We start from the raw sequence: 12,229 nt of genomic DNA, 5'->3' as shown, positions 1-12,229 counted from the left end.
GAATTAACATACTGTTGAGGTATTATAAAAAAGAACTCTTTACTAAATTATCGGACTCCCGACTGCAAAATCGTTAAGCATCGCTATAGATATCTTTTAGGTAAGCTTTATGTGCCATAGAAAACTACTGAAAGCCACTATGACTAAACTGTAAATTACGTCTTTAACTTATTTTTTATCTTTCTTAGCTTATTTTACTTCTTTTCCAAAGTTCTGGATAAGGTCTCCGTATCGTTCTGTGTAGGTTCTGAACATTTCAGCGCGTGTGGACAAATGATATATTTCGTTTCCGTTGATAACCAGTTTTTCCGGAGCTTTGCCATTACAGAATGCTCCTCCGGAGTATAAGGCTTTGTAAATAATTTCATAGTTTTTTTGCGCAATATCTTTCGTTGGAAATTCATATACAAGGGTGTAAAAATCAGGATAGATGTCTTTTGTACCACTCTCCGGCTTGTAACTTCTTGAAAAATAGGAACGGATGCCTTTTCCTTCCACAGCGATGATTTTATTGTCCTCGCAATTGTTGTAAGACCAACCTCCCCGATCCTTTGCCTCTTCAAAACGGAAACCTGCTTTCTTTAACTTTTCCTGCAAAAAAGTAAGAAGTACTGTATTATCCGTAACATTTGTAGTTACAATAGTCTCATAAACTGTTGCTGCATTAGGCATATCTTCGTGACTGAGATACTCTTTTGTATCTGAATTTCCTTTATCCGCACCTTTACAGGCTAAAAGAAAGGCGATAGTCACCAAAAGCGTCAGATTTCTCATATAAAGTATTTAATCAAATCTAAAACAGACATCTTCAAGACCTCTTTCAAAATTGAAATTTATCTTTTCTTTTAACAGTTTACGTTCTTTAAAATCCAGGTCTGTTTTAAATAATTTTCCGGATTTCGTAACAACATAATAAAATCCGTTTTCATAAGATAAGCCCATAAGCATATCCGGCTCGGGCCATTTATATTTCTGCATTACTTTTCCCTTTTTACTGAGCGTAACAATATGGGAATTTGTATTCACTACAAAACCTTCGTCTGTAGTCACAAGAGAACGAATATCTGTTTCATAATTGGTGACTTCTTCGGAAAGCTTTTCTTCGGTAAATATGCCAGACTCCTTAAAGTCAAGCTTCCATAATAATTTTCCGGTCGCTTTATCTATACTTAATAACCGGTTACTTCCTATCAGTATCTGATTGTCATTTATCAGCAGATTCTTATTGATATGCAAGTCCTCATCTTTCGGAGAAAAGGTCCAGACAACTTCCAGATTATCATCCCAGCAAATTACTGTTCCTCTTTCTGTTAACAGATAAATTCTGTTTCCCTCCGTTTTAACCGGAAAAGATGAACCTTCATCGAAGTTATAACTCTGCAAAAGCTTTCCTTTTGCGGCGGATAATTTCAGTAACCTGTAACCAATATTCATGTAGACTGAACTTCCGAGAATTTGTGGAGCACTGAATAACGGAACTTCACACTGGTATATCCAGTTCTCTTTTAAGGAAGGAATGTCTACAGATTTAATCTCGCCATGACTATTTGCAAATAACATCGCATTCTGGTAAATGGCAGGCTCCTGATAAAAATGTACAAATCTTACATCCGAAAAGTTATAGTCATAATATTGCTGATCCGGTGAAACTTTATCTTCAAAGGTCCATTTCTCCTTACCTGTGCTTCTTTCCAAGCCAACTATACGGGCGTCCAGATAGCTTTTAATAACTTCATCTTTATAAAAAGAAAAATAGGTGAGTTCATCTATATTGCTATCTCTGACCTCTTTCTGCCAGATTAGTTTGTCCTCAACAATATCAAATGCATACATACTTCCTGCATTTGTGGATACAAAAAGACTGGTTTTTGCTTTATTTTCACCTTTATTATCCTTACATCCGACAAAAAGAGAAAGTACGGCACTTGCAAACAGGAATAATTTAATCAAGACGGTCTTTATTAAGTTCATAATCATAAGGTATGGTTTGGCTGAAATCTGTTATATACCATGTATTCGGGTCGGATGCAAATTTGACAAAGTCATAAACTATACCCAACGGCATCTGGATATTACCCAGATTTACACCTTTTGTATTGAATGCAGATACCATGGCAGTCACCCGTGCGATTTCCTGTTCGTTATCATCTCTTTTCTGAAGAGGTGCATTATACCCCTTTCCTATACGTATATGCGCATCATTGGATTTCAATAAGCTGACAACCTCTTGTTTGTAGTGTCTTACAATAGCAAACTGTGCTTCTTCATCTGTCGGAACATCTTCTGCCGGAGATAATTTGCTAAAGTCAATGCTTTTAATGTAATTATATTCTTCCTTTACACCTTCAGGAACAAACTCACCTGCTCTTATCTGCTGTCCCCACATCAACGTATCCAGAGGCTCTGAAATAGCACGAGTGGCATAATCTACTCCTACACTTATGGTATCTACTCCTGCAGCCTCACCATTATGTATATCTGACGAAGATGAGCTGTTCAGAAACTCATCCTTTAAATCCCGAAGATGGTGCGGAATATGATGCCAGCCCACCACAAAATGAAGAAATAACAAGATAAAGACTATAATACTGCTAATTACAATTAACATGGTGCGTTTTTTTCCTTTCATAATGCAATGGATGATTTTTTATGTTTAATAATATATATTTTTAGTCGTTATGGTTTCAGATTGTAATCTATACTATCCTGATAATCTGTATTGTAATAGTGATTTTTAATATTTAACCTTATACTGTCACTAAGTTTGTCAAACATCTCAGTTATATAGTCTTGTTTATTATACTGTTTGATATAATACAGATCCTGTGGTACTGGTTCAACAGGTTTGAGTTGAGTTTTCAGTAATAATGTGGTTCCCTTGCTATCATTCGTACACCACAACATTATCCAGCCTTTATTAGCTATACCTAAGCTAAATGTATTGTACTGCCCGGCTTTCTTATATTCTTTCCAGGCTTCAGGATTAAAATCCCTGATCGAAACATTGCTGTGATAGAATAAACTATCCGTGTAAGAGAAATAGCTAACAGAAAGTGAATCCGGAAAATTCAAAAAACGGTTATCAGCTGAAGGATCGGATTGTTTCCAGGCAAAATATTCAGGATTTGGATAATTAAAATTTCCATAGTCATCACTATTCCCATTTTTGAGATAAATCTCTCTTACTCTGAGCGGCTCTGAGGTAAACAGCAATGTGCTGTAATCTATTTTTTTACTCCGGTCTATTAGTGCGATTACGGCTAACACAATAACGATCAGAATCAACAGGCTATATATTTTATTTAGGATATTCATTGTTTAGTTTTTATAGGCTGCTGCCAATCCACTGATATAATAAAGAAATCCGGCGAACAGGCTGAGTAATACAACGACAAGGATTAAGAAAATAACTGCTGCTGACTTAAACCGTAATCTGTAATAGACGACAAAGCTAAACTGCAGTACAGCAATTACGACTAAATAAATAACGGGTATTAAAAACTGATCATTTTCCGAAGGTAAAATAAGTCCTAAATAGATTAAGACAAGTATGTACAGAAGGGCCAAAAGTTTTGCACTCAGAGATCTTGATGTATTTATTTCTTCAGTAGATTGCATGTTTTTGTTAATTTAAATATTTCTGTATTAACATTTCACTTTTCTTTTATTACAACTTATCTCTGAACACGGCTATTTACCTGGCAGATGATAAGGTATCAGATAACAACAAAAATAATCATGTTGTTTTTAATACGAAGTGTAAATCCACATTTGCAGACCCTCAATCCAGATTTGTATCTATCCGGCCATTATTTGCTTACGGGTATTACTTGTAGCAACATTGTATAAAGCATGGACCCGGGCAAATGAATACGGATTACCGATAAATTATGGCGAATTACAGATCTTCATAAACGAATTTGAATCCGGGCTGGTTATCAGACATTCTTTTATTTAGTTTTGGCTCATAAAGGTTAAAGACATGAAGTCAATAGTTATCCGTTTAATATTCGCTTTTATATTGTTTAGCACGACTTGCGCCAATGCCCACACATTAGATTCGGTCATATTGAAACAAATCGGAGATCAGCTTGTCCAGCTCAAATTGCAGCAGGCAGAAGGCAAGACGACAGCCGGAGATAACTGTGTCAGGGATGAAGACGGAAATTTTCTCTCCTGTTATTCTGCCGAATCTTCTCCCCTTTGGGTGGATGATTTTAATCAGGATGGATTTCCGGATGCTGTTTTCCAGTTTATGGATGAGGGTCTTGGCGGAGGTGGCAATGCCTATGGATATAATTATCTACTTGTATTATTGGATAAAGAGCATCATATCCTCAACCAGTATTCTATATTCGGAGGTGGTAAATTTTCATATGGTCATCTGACCATTGATCGTGTAGAAAAGGGAAAAATATATACCACATACAATGAAAATCCCATGTCACGGTCTGCTTACGATGAAGATGATATAGAATTAAAACAGGTGAACCTCGTATTCTCCTTTCAGGATAATAAAGTTGTTGAAGTGCATTATCAGCGTTGTCCTATGGCAGATGTGAAAAAGCAAATATTCATACCTAATGATCGTCAGCTGATAAAGCCTACATTACAACCAGACGATCAGTTTAATGAAGAATATACAGAAGTGATTACTTTAACAGACAGCACACAATATATAGCTTCACTTAGCGGATGCGAAGATCTTGAACTTTACTTTAGCCGTACCATACCTTTCAGGATGGAATTAGAATCGAACAGGTCGGCTATAAAACAAGAGTTACTGCTTAATATTCTGTATCTGCGTGAAAATACTTTTTTCAAAACAGTACTAACCCATACCTATTCTCAATTGACGAATATGGATAAAGAATTGATTGAGACCGATGAACACGGCGGAACGTCAATTAAACTCATGTTGCCTGATAAGTGGGTCGCTTATCTTTTTGTATCCGGGAATGAAGAGCAGGGCAGTTTTATTACTATTCGATATGAAAGATCAAAACTGGAGGAAGCTATGGATTTTTGGGAAAGTATGGAAAGTAAGGAATTGCTGTAAGTAAGTGGACTGGTCGGTGTGTTTTTTAATCCCCTTCTGATTTGACTCAAATGGCCGGTGATTTTTTTTAAATGATAACAGGAAATGTTACCTTCGCATCCTAAGTCGGGTATACGTATATGAAAAATATAATAGCCATAGTTGGAAGTGCTGCTGCAGCATCATCAAGCCACAAGATTGTCGAATTCTTAAAAACACTATTGGACGATGAAATCCAGCTTTTGGTTTTTGACCGGCTCAAGGAACTTCCGCATTTTGACCCGACAGAGAGTACAGAGCGTCCACCTATTGAGATCATTGCGCTACGACAGATTATACAAGATGCTGATGCAGTATTGATCTGCTCACCGGAGTATATTTTCAGTATCCCGAGCGGACTAAAAAATCTTCTGGAATGGACTGTTGCTACCACCATATGGATGGATAAACCGGTCGCTATTATCACGGCTTCCACAGATGGAGAACATACGCATAAGCAACTTCAGTTGTTATTACGCACATTAGGCGCTTCTGTAGAGGCAAATACCTGTCTTCATATACCGGCTGTCAAGAGTAAAATAAATCAGGAGGGCCAGATTACGGATCCGGATATACAAGCTGCCCTTACCGGTCTGGCAGCAGCTTTACAGGAAACGCTTTAGTCGCTCCCTCTTATCCTTTATAAAGCTTACATTGTTGTTTATAAAGAAGAACGCTGAGCGAAAATTAATAACCTTATAGTTGTGAATCAAATTTATACTTTTAATTCTGTTGTCCACATATACAGACGAACTTCATATTTTCACTACTAAGCTGTATATCTGACAGATATACATATTATGAGAATAAAAAAAATAGAACAATCGATTGCGTAAATTAAAAAAATGAATATAAAAGAATTTAAAGCAGATTCAGTTGTTGGTATTTTTTCTTTGTAGGAATAAAGGCACAGTTTTGGCTTTCAGATTAGTCTAACTCAATTCTATCAGATTATGAAAAACAGAACTACCCCGGTCCTTCTGGTCATGAGTGGACTGCTCTTCGGAGCCTCCTTATTAAGTTCCTGTCAAAAGGATATCCTTAATGCAAAGCCGGATGAAAATCCAACTACGCTGGATATGGCTAACACCAGTACAGCTGCTCCTGCCAGCCCCTACTATGTATTGGATTCCATAGGCAAACCTCAGCAAATTTTCAGGGAAACGATTAATTCTACAACATTAAAAAACCGCTTAAAAACCAGTTATGAGCCGACAAGGATTCTTCCGACTGGTTATTACGTCGCTCCTAATCAGAGTTTTAACATTAATGTTAATCTGCAGCAGGGTTCTACTCTTCCTAAAGTACAGGTAGGTACCCATTCCCGAAATCATGATTATTCTTATAATCCACCTGTTTATAATCTTTCTACAGGTAGCAATACCATTACCGCAAATGCTGATGGTGGTATTATCTGGATTACTTACGAGCAACCCGCCAATGCTACAGCGGCTCCAGGTGCCAGTGCATTACTGTCCTTCTCCGGAAATATTTCCCGGATACCTGTCTACATCAAGAATTCTACAACGCTGAGTAACTGGCAAAACCAACTGCTCACCTATAACAATGCTACAGATGTACTGATGGTCGGGCAAAATGTATATATGGTATATGCAAAGAATTTGCATTCTGCAGTTTCTACGCAAAATAATGATCTGATCCTTAATAATGCTGATGCAGTCTGGGATAACCATTATACATATGCAGGATTAAATAATAGCAGTACTCAACATACGCGACCTGTGATCCCACATTTGATGGTGCAGACAGAAGTACCATTTGGTTTGTATTATGCCTTTTTCTATCGTACAGCTTATGCTAATTACGATGCACATAAAGTCTTTGGTGAAGATATTGTAACCAATTGGGGAGTGTGGCATGAGTTTGGGCATTTGATGCAAATGCAGCCTATAGACTGGGATGGACTTGGTGAGGTTACGGTCAATATTTTTAGTCTGAAAGCAGAACGTGCTTTAGGAATTACGCCGACGAGGTTGACTAAAGATAATGTGTGGCCTCAGGTACACACGTACCTGAGCAGCACGGGAACAAAGAATTTTGATTCGCAAGGAGTCTGGGTCAAATTGGCTATGTTTCACCAGCTGTGGCTTGCATATGGCGACTCCTTCTACACCAATCTATACCGTTCTGTACGTGAAGATACAGGTACCTACAGTTCAAGTGATGCCAAGAAGAAAAACTTCATACTTAAAGCCTGTCAGCAGTCGGGTTATAATCTGACCAGCTTTTTTCAGGCCTGGGGCATTCAGGACAACAGCCTCAATATCTATAATGCCGTAGCTGCACTCAATTTACCAACTCCGTCCTATGATCTTTCTCAATTGACAGATTCCTATACTCCGGGACAGACCCTTATAGAGAATGGAAGCATTTACCAGATTGTTTCAGCAGTAAATAATAGCAGTGTAGTAGATGTCAATAGTCATACACCTGCTAATTCGACTCCGGTTACCTTATGGTCGAGAAATAATCCGGCCAGTAATAACCAGAAATTTCTGGCCAGAAAAGTATCCGGAAATCAATATGTCTTTAAATCGATGGCAGATACTACCAAAGTACTGGATGTACAGGGAGGCGGATCAGCCGATGGCACAACTATTATTGTGTACGGATATCACGGCGGTAATGCACAACGCTGGGATGTAGCAGATGCGGGTGCAGGATATGTATATTTGAAATCTGCCGTTGGAACTAATAAGTCGCTCGATGTCAAAAACGGAGCCACCGCCAATGGTACCCTGATGCAGATATGGACTTCCGGAACAGGAAATTCACAAAAGTTTAAACTGGTAAAACAATAGAAAACACAGATAAAAATCTAAAGCCTGTCTTTGAAATTGATCTGAGACAGGCTTTTTATTCTATTTGATTCTTTGTCTATAATAGCTGTAAAGTGCATCTATATCATTTGAGCAAAGAAATGGTATGGCTTCTTTAAGAACAGCATCTTCCCAATCCCACCATTTCATCTCCAGCAACAGTGAAATATGATCATCGCTAAATCTCTTATTTATTAGTTTTGCCGGATTTCCGCCAATAATAGCATAAGCCTCCACATCCTTTGTCACTAAAGCGCGGCTTCCGATAACGGCCCCATCACCGATCCGGATCCCCGGCATAATCATCGCTTCACTTCCGATCCATACATCATGACCGATCACAGTATCTCCTGCAGGTTGAAATCCATCAATGCCTGCACTGAAATGCTCCACATCCGGCATGTAGAAGAATGGAAAACTTGACAACCAGTCATATCGGTGTCCCTGATTTCCAGCCATAATAAAACTTGCTCCGCTGCCAATAGAACAATAGCAACCGATAATTAATTTATCCACATCCTTTCTATCAGGAAAAAGATAGCGTGCACAATCGTCAAATGAATGGCCGTGGTAATAACCGGAATAATAGGAATACTTACCGGCAATAATATTAGGGTTGGTGATATGATCTTTTATGATTTTGCCCTTGAATGGGCTTTCGAAAAAATTATTCATTTCTATAGCATATTTATTTTTAAATCTAATACAATAACAGGGCAGCTTGTTTTTCTACCCTGAAAATCAAGCTTCAATAATATGCTAATCTGATAATTTCATGTTCAAATATACTAAAAACAATAAAATCTATATCTGTATTACTAAACTAATTCTATATCTAAACATATTATTTCATCCTTATGCGCATTTATGATAAGGATACCCATATAATCAAAAGCATTTCTTTTCAAATAGTCAATACTCCTGTATTCCTCATCAACAGTGACTATTTCCTTATCCTTGTTCAAGTCAAATTCATCTTCAAAATTTATACTTGAATTAGCCCACATCAGGATATTAAACACTGTGTTTCCATCCTTGTCTGCATAAAGATCAGCTTGTACAGGATCGGAGCTAATCTTTTCGACCAGAAGTGCATTATAACCATGTATTCGCTCATCAAATAATAAAATACGGTGATTTCCTTCCGGTACTTGTGCCCATATGACCAGCGGAATATTTCTGTCATTCCGTATCGTTCCGTCATCGTCTCTGATGCCTGAATAATACAAGTTAAACATAGTCTGGTGATTCCAGCTTAGCTCCCCTACCCAACCCAGACGCTCCAGCCAGACCTGATTATTTTTAAAATATCTGATACTGTTGTAATCAAAATTCTGAATCAGCCCAATGAGATGATCCGGTACATTATTTATATCCGGCATAATAAGGTTAGTTACAAAATAAATACATTATAAATTTTACAATCGCTCCTGACTTATCTCCCTTCTTTTCTCCTAAATACTAGTAACAGCGCATATAGAGACAGCCCAAGCCCTATACTTGTACCGGTTAGTATGGGCAGTTCACGCACCTCGAGGTCAGCATAGCATCCATATTCGTAAAAATATGAAAACCATTCTGAATCCTGCATAAACGAAATCATACTATCCATATAAAAAATACCGGCAACTATAATTGCTATGCCTACAGGTATTACAAACAATATCATCAGAATGAGCAGCCATATATGTACCATCTTTATCATCTTTCTGCTGATGTAATATATCCAACCTGCAAACAAAACAAAATAAAGTGGCAGTACAATAAATGCACCCGTATAATCATGACCGGGCGTACCCTCGCATGGTCCGGTTACCTTATCTGCCAAAGGCATTATTACAGCCATATACACAGCCCATATTATCGCATATAACAAACTGTGCAGATGCAAATTTTTCCTCGAGGCTCCGCTATTTTCCATTTTTGTTCCTTCTGTATGTCTTCCTCTGAGAAGATTATTTTCTGATAATTTTTCCGTTGGATTTATCAAATGTCAATGTCTTATTAGATCCGCCATAGAATAAGGTCAATGTCAGCGTACTATCTGTTTCGCGCTCAAAAATAATATCTTTGGCATAGCGGATTTTAACTTCGTAATTGTCATTTAGCAGATCACGATCATTACATTGAAAGATTTGTTTCTCCAATAATCCCTTTTTTTCGATCACCTGTAAAACGGGATGCGACATTACACTGTACCCGACTATTTGTGCGCGATAGTTGGCGTTCAAATCTGTATCCAGCCATAATCCAAAAGGTGTGTTAGAAAATAACAGAGCATAGAATGGCATAGCCATAGGCAGTATACTTAATATCAAGCCTCCTGTAATGGTTCCAAGCAGGATTTTAGCCAATATTCTTTTCCAGAATAAGATAATGATTGCAAAACTACCTGTAAACCACAACCATACCAGCATTACATCACTGTAATATCCCCGCAGACTTATTTTAAAAAAACAATAGGCCAGGATATCCATCAACAATAGTAAGGATATGATCACGTAAATCTTTAGCATACTATTCTTCATACGTTTTCTTAACAGGTGTTTTCTTTGAATACAATTTATAATAGACTACGGCAGTAATCAATCCAAATATAATGATCTGTAAAGCACATATATACAAACTTACAGCCCAGAGATCTGTGTACGTACTCCACGAGGCTTCTCTTTCGTCAAAAATTGCAGTATCGATGAGGTACCAGCAAAGTATAAGGATCAACGCAACTGTACCTGCCCTGATCATCAGACGCGGCTTTATCCACACAAATGCCAGATGTATAACAGCCATTGCCAGCAAAGGTAAAAGAGAAGATATCATCAGGTCGGGAAAAAAACTGCAATCCAGACAACTGGATGAGGGCGCAGTTCTGTACTCCCATAAGGCCCAGTATCCCTGCATGATCGTAAATATCATCACGATACAGATGAGCAGACATGCCTGCAGTAATTTGATAGACCTGTTATTCATTATTTTTATATGCTGTTTATTGTATAAGTACAGTGCTTTTTGTACTATTATTTCACTGCCAATCCTATGATATCATTTATTGTCCTGAGATCTTCTTCACTATGCATATGATTTCTTTCCGAATGATTCCGCTGCGTAACAAACCCCACGCCCTCCCTGTATTCAAAACCCTGATATGCAACAACATGACTGGTCAAAAAATTTGCAATATCATCCATTATAAGATCTTCAGCTTTTATTGATGTCTTTGTCAGATGAAGAGCAATCTCGTATCTGATATCTTCCTGTTCGGAAATATCACCCAGAGTGAGCGGAAGCAGCATAAAAAACAATAAAGAAGGATCTTTATCTTGCTTTGCAACAATTGACTTCAACTCGGCCCAGCGCAATAAAGAAAGGTGAAAATGCCCTCCCGTGTTTCCCAGATAGGTATCATTGAAAAAGTAAATCGTTTCATTTGGGTGAAATTCAGCGTAAAAAGTCACATTGTCATTAATGGGATACATCCAGGTGTAACCATTCCAGGGTTGTACTTCCTGTCCACTTTCATCTGTTTTGCCCGCCAGTTCCTCAAACCAGCTTTCAGAAGGCATCTGAAAATTTTCAACGATATAGTCAGAAAGCATAGTTTCTTTTTCTTCATTAGACCCAAAAGGAAACTCTGTCATTAAGAACAGACAAAAATCTTTATTTGATAAATCTAATTTCATAACTCTTATTTTAGAAGTACTGCCCCAAATAAACGATAATTTATGGTCTGTACAAAAAAGCATTTGTAATCCGTAGAGTTGGAACCTATATTCGCTGAACATCAGCTTTTATCTTATCAGGCCTATAACTTCGTCTTCTTATGATTTACGTTGTCCTTGTAATGGATTATAAAAATATCCTACATTTGTGACGATGAAAAATAGTATTGTCCTGTTATTTCTTTCTGCTTATCTGTTTTCGACAACGGAACTTGCACAAGTGCTCAAGATTCCTGTATTGATACAGCATTATGCAGAACACAAGCAATACGAAGATCAGCTAAGCATTATTGATTATCTGGTTCATCATTATGCAGGCCACGAAAAAGATGCCGACTGGGATACCGATATGAAGTTGCCCTTTGTAAAGCATATCAATCTCCTTCAATTCACAGTCTGCCTTCCATTTACACCGGTCACGCTACCCAAAGGTGAAACTGTATGGATAGCATCGGAAACCCTTATCTTTTATCTCAATAAGGAAATACCCTCTTACAACCTCTCCGCTGTATGGCAGCCTCCGCAATTTGTTTAGCAGATTTTGATTCTTAGACGTCATTGTTAAACAACTTTTGAAATCCATAATTTTCTTA

15 protein-coding genes are annotated in these 12,229 nt (G+C 37.7%); 4 read left to right on the top strand and 11 right to left on the bottom strand.

From position 1 onward, the window contains the following. Nucleotides 1-189 precede the first annotated feature (189 nt). From I6J03_RS19350 to I6J03_RS19330, 5 genes are read right to left on the bottom strand one after another with little or no spacing between them, the layout of a single operon-like run. On the bottom strand, nt 190-774 hold the full coding sequence (locus I6J03_RS19350; protein ID WP_003002686.1) for a hypothetical protein: 585 nt from the start codon (nt 772-774) through the stop codon (nt 190-192). 9 nt (nt 775-783) lie between these two features. Then, entirely contained in the window at nt 784-1,971 is a 1,188-nt protein-coding gene (locus tag I6J03_RS19345; protein WP_157600374.1) for an outer membrane protein assembly factor BamB family protein, read from the bottom strand. Continuing rightward, the gene (locus I6J03_RS19340) at nt 1,943-2,629 is read right to left on the bottom strand and encodes a hypothetical protein (protein WP_003002691.1); all 687 of its coding nucleotides are present in this window, start codon (nt 2,627-2,629) and stop codon (nt 1,943-1,945) included. Before I6J03_RS19340 ends, I6J03_RS19345 begins: the two co-directional genes overlap by 29 nt. Nucleotides 2,630-2,676: 47 nt before the next feature. Then, nucleotides 2,677-3,315 (bottom strand): hypothetical protein, encoded by a 639-nt coding sequence (locus I6J03_RS19335; RefSeq protein ID WP_003002693.1) that lies wholly within the window; start codon nt 3,313-3,315, stop codon nt 2,677-2,679. A gap of 3 nt (nt 3,316-3,318) precedes the next feature. Beyond that, nucleotides 3,319-3,618 (bottom strand): hypothetical protein, encoded by a 300-nt coding sequence (locus I6J03_RS19330; RefSeq protein ID WP_003002695.1) that lies wholly within the window; start codon nt 3,616-3,618, stop codon nt 3,319-3,321. A gap of 364 nt (nt 3,619-3,982) precedes the next feature. Here I6J03_RS19330 and I6J03_RS19325 point away from each other — a divergent pair, with 364 nt between their 5' ends. The 3 genes from I6J03_RS19325 to I6J03_RS19315 all read left to right on the top strand — a co-directional run bounded on the left by I6J03_RS19325 (nt 3,983) and on the right by I6J03_RS19315 (nt 7,899). After that, complete coding sequence (locus I6J03_RS19325; RefSeq protein WP_003002697.1) at nt 3,983-5,059, top strand: hypothetical protein; 1,077 nt, start codon at nt 3,983-3,985, stop codon at nt 5,057-5,059. A gap of 119 nt (nt 5,060-5,178) precedes the next feature. Then, complete coding sequence (locus I6J03_RS19320) at nt 5,179-5,700, top strand: NADPH-dependent FMN reductase (protein ID WP_003002699.1); 522 nt, start codon at nt 5,179-5,181, stop codon at nt 5,698-5,700. Nucleotides 5,701-6,030: 330 nt separating this feature from the next. Continuing rightward, a complete protein-coding gene (locus I6J03_RS19315) occupies nt 6,031-7,899 on the top strand; it encodes a M60 family metallopeptidase (protein WP_003002701.1) in 1,869 nt (622 codons plus the stop codon). Nucleotides 7,900-7,959: 60 nt separating this feature from the next. On the opposite strand, the gene catB is transcribed toward I6J03_RS19315, so the two are convergent. The 6 genes from catB to I6J03_RS19285 form a co-directional block, all read right to left on the bottom strand. Continuing rightward, nucleotides 7,960-8,592 (bottom strand): type B chloramphenicol O-acetyltransferase, encoded by a 633-nt coding sequence (catB, locus tag I6J03_RS19310; RefSeq protein WP_003002703.1) that lies wholly within the window; start codon nt 8,590-8,592, stop codon nt 7,960-7,962. Nucleotides 8,593-8,735: 143 nt separating this feature from the next. Next, entirely contained in the window at nt 8,736-9,299 is a 564-nt protein-coding gene (locus tag I6J03_RS19305) for a hypothetical protein (RefSeq protein WP_003002705.1), read from the bottom strand. A 53-nt stretch (nt 9,300-9,352) separates the two neighbouring features. Then, nucleotides 9,353-9,763 (bottom strand): hypothetical protein, encoded by a 411-nt coding sequence (locus I6J03_RS19300; protein ID WP_232279587.1) that lies wholly within the window; start codon nt 9,761-9,763, stop codon nt 9,353-9,355. Nucleotides 9,764-9,872: 109 nt separating this feature from the next. Next, nucleotides 9,873-10,433: a hypothetical protein gene (locus I6J03_RS19295; protein WP_232279588.1), complete on the bottom strand. Its 561-nt coding sequence runs from the start codon at nt 10,431-10,433 to the stop codon at nt 9,873-9,875. 1 nt (nt 10,434) lies between these two features. Beyond that, entirely contained in the window at nt 10,435-10,887 is a 453-nt protein-coding gene (locus I6J03_RS19290) for a hypothetical protein (protein WP_039989436.1), read from the bottom strand. 47 nt (nt 10,888-10,934) lie between these two features. After that, the gene (locus I6J03_RS19285; RefSeq protein ID WP_232279589.1) at nt 10,935-11,597 is read right to left on the bottom strand and encodes an Imm19 family immunity protein; all 663 of its coding nucleotides are present in this window, start codon (nt 11,595-11,597) and stop codon (nt 10,935-10,937) included. A gap of 193 nt (nt 11,598-11,790) precedes the next feature. On the opposite strand from I6J03_RS19285, the gene I6J03_RS19280 reads away from it, so the two are divergent. Continuing rightward, nucleotides 11,791-12,171, top strand: a complete 381-nt coding sequence (locus I6J03_RS19280) for a hypothetical protein (protein ID WP_003002715.1) — start codon at nt 11,791-11,793, stop codon at nt 12,169-12,171. Nucleotides 12,172-12,229 lie beyond the last annotated feature (58 nt).

Origin of the sequence: Sphingobacterium spiritivorum (assembly GCF_016724845.1) — a bacterium.
In the GTDB taxonomy this organism is placed as follows: Bacteria; Bacteroidota; Bacteroidia; order Sphingobacteriales; family Sphingobacteriaceae; genus Sphingobacterium; species Sphingobacterium spiritivorum_A.
Note: the sequence above shows the minus strand (reverse complement) of the source record. Positions and strands in the feature narration are given on the sequence as shown.

Excerpts from the sequence above, each read along its gene's own strand:
- I6J03_RS19325 (WP_003002697.1), top strand. The coding sequence starts at position 3,983 with ATGAAGTCAATAGTTATCCGTTTAATATTCGCTTTTATATTGTTTAGC.
- I6J03_RS19315 (WP_003002701.1), top strand. The coding sequence starts at position 6,031 with ATGAAAAACAGAACTACCCCGGTCCTTCTGGTCATGAGTGGACTGCTC.
- catB (WP_003002703.1), bottom strand. The coding sequence starts at position 8,592 with ATGAATAATTTTTTCGAAAGCCCATTCAAGGGCAAAATCATAAAAGAT.
- I6J03_RS19350 (WP_003002686.1), bottom strand. The coding sequence starts at position 774 with ATGAGAAATCTGACGCTTTTGGTGACTATCGCCTTTCTTTTAGCCTGT.
- I6J03_RS19340 (WP_003002691.1), bottom strand. The coding sequence starts at position 2,629 with ATGAAAGGAAAAAAACGCACCATGTTAATTGTAATTAGCAGTATTATA.
- I6J03_RS19290 (WP_039989436.1), bottom strand. The coding sequence starts at position 10,887 with ATGAATAACAGGTCTATCAAATTACTGCAGGCATGTCTGCTCATCTGT.
- I6J03_RS19285 (WP_232279589.1), bottom strand. The coding sequence starts at position 11,597 with ATGAAATTAGATTTATCAAATAAAGATTTTTGTCTGTTCTTAATGACA.
- I6J03_RS19330 (WP_003002695.1), bottom strand. The coding sequence starts at position 3,618 with ATGCAATCTACTGAAGAAATAAATACATCAAGATCTCTGAGTGCAAAA.
- I6J03_RS19320 (WP_003002699.1), top strand. The coding sequence starts at position 5,179 with ATGAAAAATATAATAGCCATAGTTGGAAGTGCTGCTGCAGCATCATCA.
- I6J03_RS19335 (WP_003002693.1), bottom strand. The coding sequence starts at position 3,315 with ATGAATATCCTAAATAAAATATATAGCCTGTTGATTCTGATCGTTATT.
- I6J03_RS19305 (WP_003002705.1), bottom strand. The coding sequence starts at position 9,299 with ATGCCGGATATAAATAATGTACCGGATCATCTCATTGGGCTGATTCAG.
- I6J03_RS19300 (WP_232279587.1), bottom strand. The coding sequence starts at position 9,763 with ATGGCTGTAATAATGCCTTTGGCAGATAAGGTAACCGGACCATGCGAG.
- I6J03_RS19295 (WP_232279588.1), bottom strand. The coding sequence starts at position 10,433 with ATGCTAAAGATTTACGTGATCATATCCTTACTATTGTTGATGGATATC.
- I6J03_RS19345 (WP_157600374.1), bottom strand. The coding sequence starts at position 1,971 with ATGAACTTAATAAAGACCGTCTTGATTAAATTATTCCTGTTTGCAAGT.
- I6J03_RS19280 (WP_003002715.1), top strand. The coding sequence starts at position 11,791 with ATGAAAAATAGTATTGTCCTGTTATTTCTTTCTGCTTATCTGTTTTCG.